Raw genomic sequence first — 16,717 nt, 5'->3', positions numbered from 1 at the left:
GGTAATTCAATAATGAGAAAGCTATGGAAGCTGTTTGCTTTGCTCCTGGCGTTCACGCTCGTAGCCGCAGCCTGCGGCAACGACGACGATGACTCCAGCGAGCCTGCACCCAGCGCACCTACCGAAGCAGCGGCACCAGCCACTGAAGCTCCAGCGCCGACGGAGGCCGTGGAAGTCGACCCCACCCAGGGTTGCGACCACACCTACCACGTCATCACCCACGGTGACTCCGGCACCTTCTGGTCAGTGGTCGAGGTGGCCGTGCGCGACGCCGCCGCAGCCATCGGTTGCGACGTCGTCTACTTCGGCTCCAACAACGACGCCTTGAGGCAAGCCCAGGAGATTGAGGCGGCCATCGCCGCCGGCTCCAGCGGTATCGCCATCTCGCTGGCCGACCCGGCCGGCGTCCAGTCGGCTGCTGAGGCCGTTGTCGCCGCGGGCATTCCGCTATACACGCTCAACTCTGGTGTGAACAACTACAAGGCCCTGGGCGCGACCACCCACATCGGGCAAACCGAGACCGTGGCCGGTAACGGCGCCGGCGAGCGGTTCAACGCTCTGGGTGCCACCCACGTGCTCTGCGCCCGCCAGGAGCAGACCAACGTGGCTCTGGAAGAGCGCTGCAATGGCTTGGCCGAAACCTTCAACGGCCAGGTGACCTCGGAGTTCGTCGGACTCGACGCCACCCCCGATGAGCAGCAGAACAATATCGCTGCTCGCCTACAGGGTGATCCAACAATCGATGCTGTTCTGGGTGTAGGACCGAACTTGCCCCTGCGGGCCCTGGCTGCCGGTGAGCAAGCCGGACGGGAACTCATCATCGGCGGCTTCGACCTGTCCAGCGACCTCATCGATCAGATTGAGCAGGGCAACGTGGCCTTCACCGTCGACCAGCAGCAGTACCTCCAGGGCTACCTGCCGGTCATCCTGATGCACCTGCAAGCCACCAACCTCAACACCGCGGGCGGCGGCTTGCCCATCCTCACCGGTCCTGGCTTCGTCGACACCGCCAACGCGGCGGACGTCAAGGCACTGGTGTCCCAGGGAACCCGATAATCCCAAAAACTGATTTGCGACGCTGAGCGCGTCGCAAGAAATAAGGAGCGCTGCCCGGGTATCCGGGCAGCGCTCCTTGCGTTTCGCTTATAGTCAACAAAATTCATTGGCCGGGTATATCGCCCAGGTATAGAGGGGGGACTCTCGTGGCCGAAGCGACCACTACGACTGATACTGCGGACAGCTTGCCGCCGGTTGAAGACGAGCGACTAGCCCATCGAGGCCCGGTCCAACAACTGCTGACCAGACCGGAGATCGGCGCGCTCATCGGCGCAGTCGGCGTTTGGCTCTTGTTCTGGCTGGTGTCAGCGCCATTTGGCACCGCAGGGGGCACGGCCAACTACCTGGACGTGGCCGCCACCCTCGGCTTGATGGCAATACCGGTGGCCCTTTTGATGATCGGGGGTGAATTCGACCTCTCCTCGGGCTCCATGACTGGGGCCACCGCGGTAATTGTGGTTTTGTTGAGCAGCGACACCGCCGAGTTGGGCGGTGCCGGGCTCAGCCTTCACCTTGCGGTCCCGCTCTCCTTGGCCTTTGCCTTGGCCATCGGCTGGTTCAACGGGACGCTGGTGGACAAGACCTCGTTGCCCAGCTTCATCGTCACCCTGGGCACATTCTTCATCCTCATCGGGGCCAAACTGGGCTTCACCAAGCTGTTCACCAACAAAGTGATCGCCGAGGGTCTCGACCGCTCGGGCGGCTATGAGTTCTGGGACAACATCTTCGGTGCCACCTGGGTCCGAAACGGTCACATCTGGGACGATCGAGACTGGGCCTGGAGCGGCCTGCTCATCATCGGCGCGGTCGTCTTGATCTTGGGCACCATGGAGTTGGCCTACGCCCGACGCGAGAAGCCCAACATGGGCGGATACCTGATCTCGGCGATCGGTGCGGCCGTTGGCGCCATCGGCTACATCCTTTTGCTCAACCAAGACAGCAAGAGCTCCAACTGGGTATTCGGAATCATTACTGGAGCGGGAGTGCTGGTGGGGGTGGCTGGCTGGTGCTTGGCCCGCTACCAACCAGCTGAGCGAGAACCAGCCCCTACAGAACACGACCCGAGGGTGGTCCAATTCCTGATCGCCGGGGTTGTGGCCATCATCGGAGCCATTTTGATCGCCGCGGTCATGGACTCCAGCAACGCCGATCGCCTCGACTTCTTGACCGGCACGCCGGGCCGTGCCGTTTTGGCCATCGGCATCGGCGCCACTGGGGTGTTGGCCGTGCTGGCCGCACTGGGCCGGGTCAGCGTGGGATACCCCGCCATCGGTGCGCTCATTGCCCTCGTCCCCGGCGTCAGCTACATGATCACCGTGCAGGGCGCCCGGGCCATCCTGTTCGGCATCTTGGCCATCGCCGGGGTGGTGCTGCTCAGCATTGCCGCCCGGCGCCGCGGCCTGGCGGCGCTGTTCACCCTCCTCACCTCGGTGGGTATCGTGATTCTGGCTTTCTTTATCCAGTCGGAAGCAGATTCCCGCAAGCTGCGGGTGGAGCTGTTCACCGCGCTGCTGTTGATCGCTCTCCTACTGGCCGCCTCCGCCGTCGCCGGGCTGATCGCAGCTCGGCGCACAAGTGCCCCACCACCTCCGATTCACGGACCCCTCGCTCGACAAATAGGGACAGTGCTCGGATTGGCCGCGGGGCTGGTGTCATTGGTCTTGGAATTGGCCGACGGCGACGGAATTCTCTACAGCATCATCATGGCGGTGGCCAAGGGTGGCATCGTCGCATTTGCGGTCTTCGCCCTGGCCACCCTCTTCCGCACGCTGTTCACCTCCGATGAGAGCGTGGGCCGTTCGCTGGTCTTCGTCGGGCTCGGATCAGTCATGCTGGGCATAGCGGCCAAGCTGATGTTCATCACCAGTGAGGAATTGGCCGCTACCCGGGCCGAGACCCGATTCGGCGTCGGCGTGATGTTGTTCTTGTTGTTTGCCGTGTTGGGGGCCTGGGTACTGGCCCGCACCCAGTTCGGCAACTGGATCTTTGCGGTGGGCGGCAACAAGGATGCTTCCCGCTCGGTGGGTGTGCCTGCGGCCCGCACCAAGACCACGCTGTTCATGCTGGTTTCGGCGTCGGCCTGGGTCACCGGCATGGTGATCGCCTTCCGGCTCAATTCGGTGCAAGCCAACGTGGGCGACGGAAACGAGTTCCGCTACATCATCGTGGCGGTGGTCGGCGGCTGCCTGCTCACCGGCGGCTACGGATCGGCTATCGGCGCGGCTATCGGCGCGGTTATCTGGGGCATGATCACCTCCGGCATCGGTTTCGCCACATGGAACAGCGACTGGCGCTTCCTGGTATTGGGCGCCTTGCTGCTGGTGGCGGTGCTGGTCAACAACTACGTGCGCTCTCAAGCGGAGAAGGTCCGATGACTATCTCGCGGCAAACCAAACGGACTACCAAGAACCTCAAGGAGACCTGCTGATGGCCGACTTCCTCGAACTGAACAACATCTCGAAGTTCTACGGGAACATCATCGCCCTAACCGGGGTGAGCACCACGGTGAACCCCGGCGAGGTCACCTGCGTGTTGGGTGACAATGGCGCGGGCAAGTCCACGTTCATCAAGATCCTGGCCGGCGTGCACCAGCACGACGAGGGCACATTGCGCATGGAAGGCGAAGACGTGCGCTTCAACTCGCCCCGCGAAGCTCTGGCCCGAGGCATCGCCACCGTGTACCAGGACTTGGCCATTGTCCCGCTGATGTCGGTATGGCGGAACTTCTTCCTCGGTGCCGAGCCCAAGACCGGCATCTGGCCCTTCCGCCAGATCGACATCGAGGGGGCCAAGCGCATCGCCAAAGAAGAGATGGCCAAGATGGGCATCGACATCCGCGACGTCGAACAGCCCGTGGGCACGCTCTCCGGCGGCGAAAGGCAGTCGGTGGCCATCGCCCGGGCCAGCTATTTCGGCGCCCGGGTGTTGATCCTCGACGAGCCCACCTCAGCGCTGGGGGTGAAGCAGTCGGGGGTGGTGCTGCGGCGCATCATTGAAGCCCGGGACCAGGGCTTGGCGGTCATCTTCATCACCCACAACCCCAACCACGCCTATCCGGTGGGCGACCGTTTCGTGATCCTCAACCGGGGCGTGTCCATGGGCAATTGGGCCAAAGAAGAGCTGTCTCAGACCGATCTGACCCAGCTCATGGCCGGTGGCGCGGAACTAGACGCCCTTCAGCACGAGCTGGCTCAAGCCGGCACATAGAGGTTGATTCGGGCCACAACTAGCATCACTGCGTGGCTGAGACCCAGGCAACCGATCTCGAAGTGCTGACCATCGGACGGGTCAGCGTCGATCTGTATCCCCAGCAGAGCGGTGTTCCACTGAGCAAGGTCCAGACTTTCGCCAAGTCGATTGGCGGATCGCCCACCAACGTGGCCGTGGCCTGCGCGCGATTGGGACGAAGGGCCGCGGTGGTGACCCGGGTGGGAGACGACGGCTTCGGCGAGTACATCCGGGCCGATCTGGCCGAGAAGTTCGGGGTGGACAACCGCTATGTGACCACCGATCCCGACCTGCGCACCGCGTTGGCCTTCTGCGCCCTCGACCCCCCGACCGATCCGCCGCTTCTGTTCTATCGCGAGCCCCGCGGCCCGGAGATGAACCTGCGGCCTGCCGATGTCCCCAATATTGCCGACGAGGTACCCGTGCTGTGGACGGCCGGATCCCGCTTCGCCCAAGAACCGTCCCGCTCCACCGTGATGGAGGTACTCGACCGGCGGAATCGCCGTCCCCACACCGTGCTCGACTTGGACTACCGCCCCAGCTTCTGGAACTCCCCCCAAGAGGCCGGGACCCACATCGGTCAGGCCGTCGAATTGGCCACCGTGGCGGTGGGCAATCGCACCGAGTGCGAAATTGCCATCGGCACCTCCGATCCCCATACCGCCGCCGATCGGTTGCTGGATCGAGGAGTGTCGCTGGCCATAGTGAAACAGGGGGCCGACGGCGTGCTGGTCGCCACCCCAGAGAGCCGCGCCGAGGTGCGCCCCATGCCAGTGGAGGTGGTATGCGGCCTCGGCGCCGGTGACGCCTTCGGAGGGTCGCTGGCCGATGGGCTGCTGGCGGGCCTCGACCCGGTTGAAATCGTCACTCGGGCCAACGCCGCCGGGGCTATCGTGGCTGGTCGCCTGGCCTGTTCTGACGCCATGCCCACCCCTGCGGAGATCGACGAGATGCTGGCCCGAGGACAATGATCGCTCCAACAGATTTCACCGGCGAGGCCGGAGCATGACCAGATCAGACAACAAGATCCGGATCTGGATCGACCGCACTCCCCCATCTGAATTGGTTATTCCCCCCGACGTTGAGTTGGTTGACGGCCCAGAGCACGCCGACGGCGTGGTGGTGGCCGCCGACCGGCCGTGGGACGACGATGCCTGCCGCCGGCTGCCCAATCTCAAGGTGGTGGCCCGCTCGGGCATCGGCTACGACAACGTGGACGTCGCTGCCTGCGCGGCCCACGGGGTGGCCGCCACCAACACCCCCGACGCCCCCACGGTTTCCACCGCCGAGCACGCCCTGGCGTTGATGCTGGCGGTGGCCAAACGGCTCAAGGGCTCAGAAGCACGTCTGGCTGCCGGTACCGCGGGTGGCCCTGGCCGACTTACTGGCCCCGGCGCGCTGGAGTTGGACGGGCGAGTGCTGGGTTTGGTGGGCTGCGGGCGGATCGGCTCCCTTCTGGGGGGTTACGCCGAGGCATTGGGGATGAGGGTTCTGGTCTACGACCCCTATCTGGAGGTCTCTCCCGTGGGCGAGTTGGTCGGCCTAGACCATCTATGGGGCGAGGCCGACGTGGTGTCGCTGCACGCGCCGGCCACCCCCGAGACCCACCACATCATCAACTCGAATTCGCTGGCTGCCATGCGCCCCGGCGTGATCATCATCAATTGCGCTCGGGGGACATTGCTGGACCAAGAAGCCCTGTTGGCCGCCCTCGACTCGGGTCTCGTGGCCGGCGCGGGCCTCGACGTCACCGAACCTGAGCCGCTGCCCCCCGACCATCCCCTGCTGGGCCGCATCAATGTGGTCGTCACCCCCCATGTGGCCTCGACCACCACAGTGGGCATCGTCAGGCTGATAGGCCAAGCGCTGGACCAGGCTCTCGCCTGGCTGCGGGGCGGAATACCCGAGCACCTGCTCGACCCTGCCGCAGCCCATCCGGGAGTGGACCGCCGGGTAGGGACCGGGTCATGACCTCCCCAAAGCGACTCGGGCTGGCCGTGGTGGGCTTCGGCTGGATGGGCCAGGCCCACACCCGCTCCTACCTGCGGCTGCCCACGCTATTCGAGGATCGGGCCTACGACGTGGACTTGGTGATCTGCTCCGACAACGTGGAGTCCCGCCGCCATGCGGCGGTTAGTACCTTCGGTTTCCGGGAGGCCACCGAAGACTGGGAGCCCGCAGTCGAGCATCCCGACGTGGATGTTGTCGTTGTCTGCGCTCCCAACATGCTGCACGAGCCATTGGCCACGGCGGCTGCCGAAGCCGGAAAGCACGTGTTCTGCGAGAAGCCGGTGGGAGGCACCCCCAGCCAAACCGCCCGAATCGCCCATGCCTGCCGCCAAGCCGGGATAGTCACCGGGGTGGGCTACAACTACCGCTTCGCTCCCCTGGTGCTCTACGCCCGAGAGCTAATCGCCACCGGTCAGCTGGGGCAGATCTCCAACTATCGGGGCCGGTTCTTCTCCATGTATGGGGCCGACCCCATGGGCCTGCTCTCCTGGCGTTTTCTGATCGACCAGGCCGGTCACGGCGCCACCACCGACATTCTGAGCCACGCGGTGGACCTGGCTTTGATGCTCAACGGTCCCATTTCCCGGGTGGTGGGCATCGGGGAGACCTTCATCAAGGAGCGCCCGCTTCCCTCGGGAGCCGGCACCCACTACGACCGAGGCAGCCCCGGCGACCCGACTGGGGAGGTCACCAACGAGGACTACTTCGCCGCGCTAGCCGTGTTCGCCAACGGCAGCCACGGCGTGTTCGAATCAAGTAGGGCCATCGTCGGCCCCCAGAGCCAGATGGCCTTTGACATTTACGGCACCGAGGGTGCGCTGAGCTGGAACCACGAGACCCTGAACGAGCTCCAGTTGTTCAGGGCATCCGACCCCCAGCAGGGCTACACCACCGTGCGGGCCAGCGAACGCCACCCCTATCACGGCGCTTTCGTGCCCGGCGACGCCAACTCCATCGGCTTCGAGGACATGGTGACCATCCAGGACCACGAGTTCCTAACCGCAGTGGCCGAGGGCCGACCCCACAGCGCGGGCATGGAGCAGGCTCTGGCCTGTGTGAGCGTGCAAGCCGCCATGCTGAAAAGCTGGGAGACCGGTGCCTGGGAAGATGTGGTATCGCTAGAGATCGAGTGAAGGGAGGGCAGCCATGGAAACCGTCCGAATGACAACTTCCGGGGCCATCGTGCGCTACCTGGCCGCGCAGCGAATCGAGATCGATGGCCAGACCGTTCCCCTCTTCGCCGGCGTGTTCGCCATCTTCGGCCACGGCAACGTCACCTGTTTGGGCCACGAGCTGGAGCAGGCCGGGGAGGCGCTGCCCACCTGGCGGGGTCAGAACGAGCAAGGCATGGCCCTGGCCGCGGTGGCCTACGCCAAGGCCAACCGCCGCCGCCGCATCATGGCCGCCACCAGCTCCATCGGCCCCGGTGCCACCAACATGGTGACCGCAGCCGCAGTAGCCATGGCCAACAGAATGCCGCTGCTTCTGCTGGCCGGCGATACCTTCAACAGCCGCATACCCGACCCGGTGCTTCAGCAAGTGGAGCACTTCGGCGACCCGACGGTGACGGTCAACGACGCCTTCAAGCCCGTCGTCCGCTATTGGGACCGCATCACCACGCCGGAGCAGTTGGTTCACTCGCTGCCCAACGCCCTCGGCGTCATGCTCGACCCCGGCGACTGCGGCCCGGCCTTCATCAGCCTCCCCCAAGACGTCCAAGGCGAGGCCTTCGACTTCCCCTCCCGCTTATTCGAGCAGGCCGTCCACGAGATCAGCCGCCCCCGCCCTGACACCGGCCAATTGCGCCGAGCGGCGGCTGCCCTGGCTGCTGCGAAGCGACCCCTCATCGTGGCCGGCGGGGGGGTTCACTGGTCGCTGGCCGAAGACCGGCTACGAACCTTCGCCGAGGCTCACAACATCCCGGTGGTGGAAACGGTGGCCGGTCGCACCTCGTTTGTGGCTGACCACCCGCTCAACTGCGGTCCCATCGGGGTCACCGGCTGCACGTCGGCTAACGCCATGGCCGCCGAGGCCGATGCGGTATTGGCGGTGGGCACCCGCCTGGGCGACTTCGTCACCGGATCGTGGACGGTTTTCGCCGGGGGCGACGACGTGCAGATCATCGGCTTGAACGCGGCTCGTTTCGACGCCTCCAAGCACCGGTCGCTGCCCCTGGTGGCCGACGCCCGCGAAGGCCTGGCCGAATTGGGCGATGCGCTGGCCGACTACCGAGCCCCAGAGGAATGGTCTGACCGGGCCTCTTCGGAGACCTCGCAGTACCACGCCTACATCGACAAGATCGCCGCCCCCGAGACGGTGGCATCGGCCGGTGGGTCCTCTGGCGATTCCGACATCTCCGACGACGAACTCCCCACCTATGCCCAGGTGGTGGGGGTGGTGGACCGGCTCGCCGACGAGTCCACCTATGTGCTGGCCGCGGCCGGAGGTTTCCCCGGCGAGCTGGTCAACGGATGGCGGGGCCAAACCGTTCACTCCTTCGACTGCGAATACGGATACTCCTGCATGGGCTACGAGATCTCCGGCGGGTGGGGGGCAAAGATGGCCCTGCCCGACCGAGAGGTGGTGGTGCTGGTAGGCGACGGCTCCTACCTGATGATGAACAGCGATCTCTATAGCACGGTGCTCACCGGCCACAAGCTCATCGTCATCGTGTGCGACAACGGCGGCTACGCGGTGATCAACCGCCTGCAATTGGCCCAAGGCGGGGTGCCGTTCAACAACCTCATCGCCGACTCCCGAGTGCAGGAGCCAGCGGCGGTTGACTTCGCAGCCCACGCCGGCTCCATGGGCTGCGAAACAGAGACCGTGACGTCCATCGCCGAACTCGAAGCCGCGTTCGGCCGTGCCCGAGCCGCCGAAAGCACTTATGTGATCGCCCTGAACACCCACGCATACCGCTGGACCGAGGGCGGCTCGTTCTGGGAGGTTGGCGTGCCCGAGGTGAGCACCAGCCCCGATGTGCGGGCCGCCCGGGCCGCCATGGACTCCGGCAAAGCCGATCAACGCGTGGGATGGTGACTTCCGTCCGGCGCGACTACCGGGTTGGAGGCCCCGAGGCAGACCGGGCCACAGCCGACGGATTGGTGGAGGCCGAGTGGTTCCGCCCGCCCATTGACCCCGAGCGCCTGCGCCAACTCCAAGTAAGGGGCAACGCCAGAGCGGCCCTCGATACCGCCGCCTGGCTCGGCCTTTTGGCCGGGTTCGGCTATCTGGCCTTCTTATCGCTGGGCACTTGGTGGGCAGTCCCGGCCTTCGCCGCCTACGGCGCCCTCTACGGCGGAGCAGGCGACTCCCGCTGGCATGAGTGCGGGCACGGTACCGCCTTCAAGACCAAGTGGCTCAACGACGTGGTGTACTACTTGGCCTCGTTCATGCTGCTGCGCCAGCCCACCTTGTGGCGCTGGTCGCATGTCCGTCACCACACCGACACCATCGTGGTGGGCCGAGACGCCGAGATCATCTTTCCCCGCCCCTCCTCACCCACCTCCATTGCGCTGCTGTTCGTGCCGGTGATGAACGTGCCCAACATGGTGGTGCGCACCGCCAAGCACGCCATTGGGCGCATCGACGACGAGGCCCGCTCGTTCATCCCCGTCGACGAGCTCGGAAAGCTGAAGTGGGAGTCGCGGGCCTACATCGCCATCTTGGCCGGAGTGACGGCATGGTCGATCGCGATTTGGTCCATCGTGCCGTTGCTCTACGTCGGGCTGCCCACCATTTACGGTGCCTGGCTGATGGTGTTCTTCGCCATCACCCAGCACGCCGGGCTGCGCGAGGACGTGCTCGACCACCGCCTCAACACCCGCACGGTGTATATGAACCCCGTCTTCCGGTTCTTGTACTCCAACATGAACTACCACGTGGAGCACCACATCTTCCCCACTGTGCCCTACTACTCCCTGCCCGCCCTTCACCAAGAGGTCAAGGTATATCTGGCCCCGGCTTCGCCCAATACCTGGTCGGCCTACCGGCGCATCCTGTCCACCCTGCGCCGGCAATGGCGCAATCCGGCCTATGACGAGCCCCGCGACGACGTTCCCGCGGTGTCCGACGCTGGACGCTCATTTGTCAACACCGGACACACTGTGTGGGCCGGCGACCGCCACGACGGGTTGTTCGACCTCGGCCCGGCCAACGCGCTGGCCCCTGGTTCGGCCCGACAATTCGAAGTGGGCGACGAGACTTACGCCCTCTTCCGACTGGACGACGGCACCCTGGTGTGCACCGAAGGGCTCTGCACCCACGGCCAGGCCTATCTGGCCGAGGGTTTGGTGCTCGACTGCCTGGTGGAGTGCCCCAAGCACAACGGCCGATTCGACCTTCGAACCGGCGAGGCGGTTCGGTTTCCGGCCACCGATCCCCTTACCTTGTACCCCGTGGAGATACGCAACGGCCGAGTGGTCTCGAGCCTGCAATCTGAATCCAAGGGGACCGGATCATGAGCCCGGTGCGCATCGGGGTGCTGGGCTGCGGGCGGATAGGGCGGATGCATGCCGAGCTGATCGCCAAGCAGGTGCCCAGCGCCGAGTTGGCTGCTGTCTACGACGTGGTAGACGCCGCTGCGGCCGCGGTTGCCGAGGAATTGGGAGCGCGCCATGCCGCAGCTCCCGAGGAGATCTTGAAGGCCGACGACGTGGACGCGGTGGCCATCTGCTCCTCCACCCACACCCATATCGACCTCCTGGTGGCTGCGGCTGAGGCCGGCAAGGCCGCCTTTGTGGAAAAGCCGCTGGCCCTCAACCTTGCCGACGTCGATCGGGGTATCGCCGCGGCAGAGGCCGCAGGGATCCCGGTGCAAGTGGGATTCAACCGCCGCTTCGACCCCAGCCACCGCTACGTACACGACCGAGTGGCCGAGGGCGAACTGGGCGACGTCCATCTGGTGCGCGTGTCCAGCCGCGACCCCGAGCCCCCTCCGCTGATGTATCTGGATGAGTCCGGCGGGATCTTCTGCGACATGACCATCCACGATTTCGACATGATCCGCTTCATCACCGGGAGCGAGGTGACCGAGGTATACGCCACCGGAGCGGTTCGGGTCGACGAGGCCATCGGAGAAGTAGGCGACCTCGACACCGCAGTGATCGTTTGCACTCACGAAAACGGCGCCATCAGCACCATCGACAACAGCCGCCAGGCGGTGTACGGCTACGACCAGCGAGTGGAAGCGTTTGGCTCCGCGGGAATGGCCGCCTCTGAGAACCCCCTAACCGCCACTGCGGTAACCCGAACAGCCGACGGGTCGCACAGCCCGACGCTGCCCTATTTCTTCTTGGAGCGGTACATCCCCTCCTACCTGGCTGAATGGGCCGCCTTCGCCGACATGATGGATGGCACACCCTCGCCGGTCACCTTGGCCGACGGGCGGGCTCCCTTGGTCATCGGACTGGCCGCATGGCGCTCGGTAAGAGAACAGCGGCCCGTGCGCATCGACGAGATCGGCTAGCTAAGGGGAGAAGCATGACTAGCGACATGCCGCAAACCGGAGAGGGAGCCTGAACAGTGCGGGCCTATGTCACCGGGGGCACCGGATTCCTCGGCTCCAACATCGTCAAGGTGTTCGCCGAGCGCCACCGCGCCACCGTTCACTGTCCAATCCACACCTTCGTGCCCGACAACCCCCAGGGCTACACCACAGAGCCGCTGGATTTGCTCGAGGCCGACGCGGTGCTGGCCAGCGTGGCCCAATTCGACCCCGACGTGATCGTCCACTCCATGATCCTCAACGACTTGGCCGGGATCTACGCCCAGCGGGATTTGGCCTGGCGCAGCTATGTGGATGCCACCCTCACTTTGGCGGAGGCAGCCAACCGAGCCGGAGCCAAGCTCATATTGGTTTCCACCGACTGGGTGTTCGACGGAACCCAATCCGGGGCCGACGAGCACACCCCACCCAACCCGGTGAACTACTACGGCGTGCTGAAGGCCCTGAGCGAGCAAGCTGCCCTGCTGCGGGCCGACCGAGCCGCCGTGGCCCGAGTATCGGCAGTCAACGGGGTCCACTGGGCCCGCGACGAGATGCCACGGGGCCAAGACCCCGGTTTCGGCTACTTCGTGACCACGGTGCTCGATGCCGTTTCTCAAGGGGAACCGTTCGGGGTGTGGGAGGGCGACGACATCAACATGACGGCCACCCCCAGCCTGGCCAGCGAGTGCGCCGAAGTCATGTGGTTGATGGCGTCAGATGGCGATGCCGATGGCATCTTCCACTGCTGCGGGGCCGAGCCGGCTGGGAGGATGGAACTGGCCCAGATGGCCTGCGAGGTGTTCGGCCACGACCCGTCGCTGCTCCGTTCGGTGCCGCCCGACCCGGAGATGATGGCATTGCTGGGCGGTGCCCGAGTTCCCTACGACACCACGATGCGAACTCCTCGCACGACTGAGATCTTGGGCTATGAGCCTCTGGGCAATCGGGAGCTGCTGGAGCGGTTCAAGCAGGAGATGGACGCCGGAGACCTTGTGCCGGCAGGACTAGGAGGCTGACCATGGCGACCGCACCCGCATCAGGACCCATCCGACCCCAGCCGGGACCGGGGCGGATTGTGGACGTAACGCCAGATTCGGCCGGGTGGGACAACGTGGCCTTCTCGGTGGTGGAGCTAACCCCAGCGGACCCGTGGTCGGGGTCCGAGACCGACCGGGAGACCGCCATCGTTCCGCTGTCCGGTTCGGGACGGGTGCGAGCCGGCGATATCGATTCTCCCATCAGCCGCACGTCGGTGTTCGAGGAGCTGGGCCGCATCGCCTATCTGCCGCCGGGCACACCCTATGAGATCACCACCGAGAGCTCGTTGACCGCCGCGGTGGGCTCGGCCCCGGCTGAGGGTCGCTACCCGGCCCGGATCTTCGAGCCCTCGGAGATGAGGGTGGAGATCCGGGGCGGCGGCCAGGCCTACCGCCAGGTTGTCCACTCGCTGGCCCATCCCCTGCCCGCGGAGAAGCTCATCCTCTATGAAGTGTTCGTCCCCCGGGGCACCTGGTCGGGGTGGCCGCCCCACTGCCACGACGGCCGCGACGGCTCGCCCTATCTGGAGGAGGTGTACTACTTCCGCCTGGACCGTCCCGAGGGCTATTGCATGCACCGGAACTGGCGCTCCGAGGAGGGATTCGATGAGGCGGTGGTGGCCCGTGACGGCGATGCGGTGCTGGTGCCGAAGGGCTACCACACGTCGGTGGCCTGTCCCAGCTCCAACATGTACTTCCTCAACTATCTGGCCGGCGAGCTGATCGGAGACGAGCGCCGCACGCCCCCCTGCTTCGCCGCCGAGCACACCTGGATCGAATCCGACTGGGGCGCCGGTTCCTGGACCCTGCCAGTGGCCGGAGCGGTACCCTCCAACTGACATGAGCGTGTCCGACCTATCCCACAACGGGCAGTTTGCGGTACTGGCCATCGACCACCGCGACTCGCTGCGCAGCGTTCTAGCGCCCGATGATCCCGCCTCGGTGACCAGCGATGCCATCGTCGATCTCAAGCGCGACCTCGTTTCCGGGCTGGCCTCCGGAGCCACCGGCGTGATGCTGGAGCCCGAATATTCCATCCCTCAGCTTCTGGACGGCACGCTTCCTCCCGGTGTGGGCTTCACCGCCGCACTGGAGGCCCAGGGTTACATGGCCGATCCCGAAGCCGCTCCTGTCGGCCTGCTGGAAGGCTGGTCGGTACAGGCCGCCGCCGATTGCGGCGCGGCTGCGGCCAAACTGCTGGTGCTCTACCGGCCCGACCGCCCCCACGCCGCCGCCCAAGAGCAGGCTGCGGCCAAAATATTGGCCGAGTGCCGCCGAGTGGGCATCCCCATGCTGGTGGAACCGCTGTTTTACGGCTTAGACGACCCCTCGGTCCGCCCCCAGATTGTGCTTGAGACCGTGGACCGCTTCGCCCCCATGGGATTCGACGTGTTGAAGCTGCCCTTCCCCGTCGATCCTGTCCACGACCCCGAACAGTCCCGGTGGGCCGCAGCCTGCTGGGAAATCACCAAACGCTGCGACATGCCCTGGACTCTGCTGTCGGGCGGCGGCACCTTCGAGAGCTACCACGCCCAACTCGAAGTGGCGGTGGCCTCGGGCTGCGCCGGATTCACCGTCGGCCGAGCCCTTTGGGGCGAAGCCGCCTTGGCCCGGCCCGCCGACCGCCCCACAGTAATCGCCGATCTGATCGCCCCCCGCTTCGCCGCCCTGCGCGAGCTGGTTATCTGATCAGTCCCCTTCAGGCCGCGACCGCTCCGCCGACTACCAGATCGCCCTGGTAGAAGACCACCGCCTGACCGGGGGCCACCCGGCGCTGGGGCTCTTCCCAGTTCACCATGCCCGCCTGGTCTACCACCCCGACCGCGGGGGTCCCGTGGGCGCTCACCTGGATGTCCATTGGGCCTTCCACGGGGCTGTCGGCCCACTGGATGCCATGCACTTCCTGGTTGGGCGTGTAGAGATCGTCGCGGCGACCCACCGTCACCCGGCCCGCGGCAATGTCCACATCGGTCACATACCGGGGCTCGTCGGTGCCGCCCAGGTTGAGGCCTCGGCGCTGGCCGATGGTCACTGCCTGCACCGCCTCAACGGTGCTCAGCTCCGTCCCATCGGTGTCCACCACGGTGGCGGGCGACTCCCCCAAACGGCGAGACAGAAAGCCCTGCCGTCCCCCGGCCCGGTTGGCAATAAAGCAAACGTCCTGGCTGTCGGGCTTGGCCGAGTTCCGCAGGCCGAGGGCGGCGGCCCGCTCCCGTACCTCGGCTTTGGTCAAGTGGCCGATGGGCAGCATCAGCCGGGCCATCTGCGGCTGACCCAGCATGTAGAGCACGTAAGACTGGTCTTTGGCCTCGTCCACCCCCCGCCGCACCCGGAACCCGTCGCTAGCCGTTTCAAGGCGGGCATGATGGCCGGTGGCCACCACATCGAATCCCAGGGCCTCCGCTCTCACCATCAGCTTGTCGAACTTGATGTGGCGGTTGCACTCGATACAGGGATTGGGCGTCAGCCCAACGGCGTGGTCGTCCACATACGGAGCCACCACCCGCTGGTCGAAGGCATCACCGAAGTTGAACACATGGTGCTGCAAGCCCAGGAAGTCGGCCACCCGGCGGGCGTCCTCCACATCAGACACCGAGCAGCACCCAGTGTCCGACTCACCGCCCCACAGCTTGAGGGTCACCCCCACCACATCGTGGCCCTGCTCGGACAGCATGGCGGCGGCCACTGAGGAGTCCACGCCCCCCGACATCGCCGCCAAAACCCGCATCGCTTCGGCCCTTTCCCTTAGCCCTTGCCGTAGGCCCGCAGCCGGGCCACCGCGTCAGGAATGACAGCCAACACCCGATCGATGTCGGCGTCGGTAGTCTCATAGCCCAGCGAGAGCCGCAACGATCCCCCGGCCAGCATCCGGTCATAGCCCATGGCGGCCAGCACATGGGAGGGGTCCTGTGCCCCGCTGGAGCACGAAGACGCCGCCGACGCGTACACCCCGGCATCCTCCAGCAGAAACAGCAGCGCCTCCGACTCGATGCCCTCGAAACAAAGGTGGGCCGACCCGGCCACCTTGCCAGCCCGCTCTCCAGTCTCCACCGTGCCTTCCACCGCGCCCAGCACACCGTCTGCCAGCCGGTCCCGCAAACCGGCCAACCGCACCACCTGCTCGGCCCGGCTCTTAAGCACCACCTCGGCGGCGGCGGCCATCCCAGCGATTCCGGCCGCGTTGTGGGTGCCCGAGCGCAAACCCCTTTCCTGGCCACCACCCAACAACAGCGGCGACAGTTCCACGCCGTCGCGCACGACCAGCGCGCCCACACCCTTGGGACCGCCGAACTTATGGGCGCTCACCGAGATCAGATCGGCGCCCGAGGCCAGCGAAGCCACGTCCAGCCAAGGAAACGCCTGCACCGCGTCGGTGTGAAGCACAGCATTGGGAGCCAGTGAGCGAACCAATTCCGCCACTTGGCCCAAAGGCTGGACCATGCCGGTCTCGTTGTTGGCCAGCATCACCGAAACCACGGTCACGCTCTCATCGAGCGCGGCGGCCAATCCCTCCAAGTCGAGAACCCCAAAAGCATCCACCGCCACCACCCGTCCACCCAGGTGCTCTACGGGCTCCAGTACCGCATGGTGCTCGATGGCCGAGCACACCGTCACACCGCCGACCTTCATGTGCCGACCTACCACCGCCAGATTGTCGCCCTCGGTGCCCCCGCCGGTGAACACAATCTCCCCGGGCTCCGAACCCAGGGCCTCGGCCATCACGTCGCGGGCATCGTCGATCCGTCGGCGCGTATCGCGAGCCATGCGGTGAGCCCCGGTCGGATTGGCATACAGCTCTCGATGCAGGGGCGCCATGGCCTCCACCGCCTCGGAGCACAGCGGGGTGGAGGCTGCGTTGTCCAGGTAGGCGATCGCCTCAGATGCCATGGCAACCATC

Annotated in this window: 14 protein-coding genes; 12 read left to right on the top strand and 2 right to left on the bottom strand. The window is 65.8% G+C overall.

Annotation, left to right across the window (positions count from 1 at the left end; all coding sequences use genetic code 11):
- Positions 1-12: 12 nt before the first annotated feature.
- From ACOGXH_RS07335 to ACOGXH_RS07280, 12 genes are all read left to right on the top strand, one after another.
- On the top strand, positions 13-1,056 hold the full coding sequence (locus tag ACOGXH_RS07335) for a substrate-binding domain-containing protein (protein ID WP_419928455.1): 1,044 nt from the start codon (positions 13-15) through the stop codon (positions 1,054-1,056).
- Positions 1,057-1,202: 146 nt separating this feature from the next.
- Positions 1,203-3,431 carry an ABC transporter permease gene (locus tag ACOGXH_RS07330; protein ID WP_419928454.1) on the top strand — a complete coding sequence of 743 codons (2,229 nt, stop codon included), beginning with the start codon at positions 1,203-1,205 and terminating at the stop codon, positions 3,429-3,431.
- 52 nt (positions 3,432-3,483) lie between these two features.
- A complete protein-coding gene (locus ACOGXH_RS07325) occupies positions 3,484-4,263 on the top strand; it encodes an ATP-binding cassette domain-containing protein (protein WP_419928453.1) in 780 nt (259 codons plus the stop codon).
- Positions 4,264-4,295: 32 nt separating this feature from the next.
- A complete protein-coding gene (gene iolC, locus ACOGXH_RS07320; protein ID WP_419928452.1) occupies positions 4,296-5,255 on the top strand; it encodes a 5-dehydro-2-deoxygluconokinase in 960 nt (319 codons plus the stop codon).
- A 34-nt stretch (positions 5,256-5,289) separates the two neighbouring features.
- Positions 5,290-6,255: an NAD(P)-dependent oxidoreductase gene (locus tag ACOGXH_RS07315; protein WP_419928451.1), complete on the top strand. Its 966-nt coding sequence runs from the start codon at positions 5,290-5,292 to the stop codon at positions 6,253-6,255.
- Positions 6,252-7,427 (top strand): Gfo/Idh/MocA family protein, encoded by a 1,176-nt coding sequence (locus ACOGXH_RS07310; protein ID WP_419928450.1) that lies wholly within the window; start codon positions 6,252-6,254, stop codon positions 7,425-7,427. Before ACOGXH_RS07315 ends, ACOGXH_RS07310 begins: the two co-directional genes overlap by 4 nt.
- A 13-nt stretch (positions 7,428-7,440) precedes the next feature.
- Positions 7,441-9,333, top strand: coding sequence for a 3D-(3,5/4)-trihydroxycyclohexane-1,2-dione acylhydrolase (decyclizing) (gene iolD, locus ACOGXH_RS07305; protein WP_419928449.1), 1,893 nt, complete (start codon positions 7,441-7,443; stop codon positions 9,331-9,333).
- A complete protein-coding gene (locus ACOGXH_RS07300; RefSeq protein WP_419928448.1) occupies positions 9,330-10,757 on the top strand; it encodes a fatty acid desaturase in 1,428 nt (475 codons plus the stop codon). The genes iolD and ACOGXH_RS07300 overlap by 4 nt, the downstream gene beginning before the upstream one ends.
- Positions 10,754-11,761, top strand: coding sequence for an inositol 2-dehydrogenase (iolG, locus tag ACOGXH_RS07295; RefSeq protein ID WP_419928447.1), 1,008 nt, complete (start codon positions 10,754-10,756; stop codon positions 11,759-11,761). Before ACOGXH_RS07300 ends, iolG begins: the two co-directional genes overlap by 4 nt.
- A gap of 56 nt (positions 11,762-11,817) precedes the next feature.
- Positions 11,818-12,798 (top strand): SDR family oxidoreductase, encoded by a 981-nt coding sequence (locus ACOGXH_RS07290; protein ID WP_419928446.1) that lies wholly within the window; start codon positions 11,818-11,820, stop codon positions 12,796-12,798.
- A gap of 2 nt (positions 12,799-12,800) precedes the next feature.
- Positions 12,801-13,658, top strand: coding sequence for a 5-deoxy-glucuronate isomerase (iolB, locus tag ACOGXH_RS07285; RefSeq protein ID WP_419928445.1), 858 nt, complete (start codon positions 12,801-12,803; stop codon positions 13,656-13,658).
- 1 nt (position 13,659) lies between these two features.
- Entirely contained in the window at positions 13,660-14,508 is an 849-nt protein-coding gene (locus tag ACOGXH_RS07280; protein ID WP_419928444.1) for a 2-deoxy-5-keto-D-gluconate 6-phosphate aldolase domain-containing protein, read from the top strand.
- Between the two features lie 10 nt (positions 14,509-14,518).
- Here the strand turns inward: ACOGXH_RS07280 and mnmA are convergent, their stop codons facing one another.
- A complete protein-coding gene (gene mnmA / locus ACOGXH_RS07275) occupies positions 14,519-15,547 on the bottom strand; it encodes a tRNA 2-thiouridine(34) synthase MnmA (protein WP_419928443.1) in 1,029 nt (342 codons plus the stop codon).
- Between the two features lie 17 nt (positions 15,548-15,564).
- Complete coding sequence (locus tag ACOGXH_RS07270) at positions 15,565-16,707, bottom strand: cysteine desulfurase family protein (protein WP_419928442.1); 1,143 nt, start codon at positions 16,705-16,707, stop codon at positions 15,565-15,567.
- Positions 16,708-16,717: the final 10 nt, after the last annotated feature.

The sequence above is a fragment of the Candidatus Poriferisocius sp. genome (assembly GCF_965208355.1).
GTDB lineage: Bacteria > Actinomycetota > Acidimicrobiia > Acidimicrobiales > Bin134 > Poriferisocius.
The sequence above is the reverse complement of the archived record's forward strand: the minus strand, read 5'-3'. Positions and strand labels throughout refer to the sequence as shown.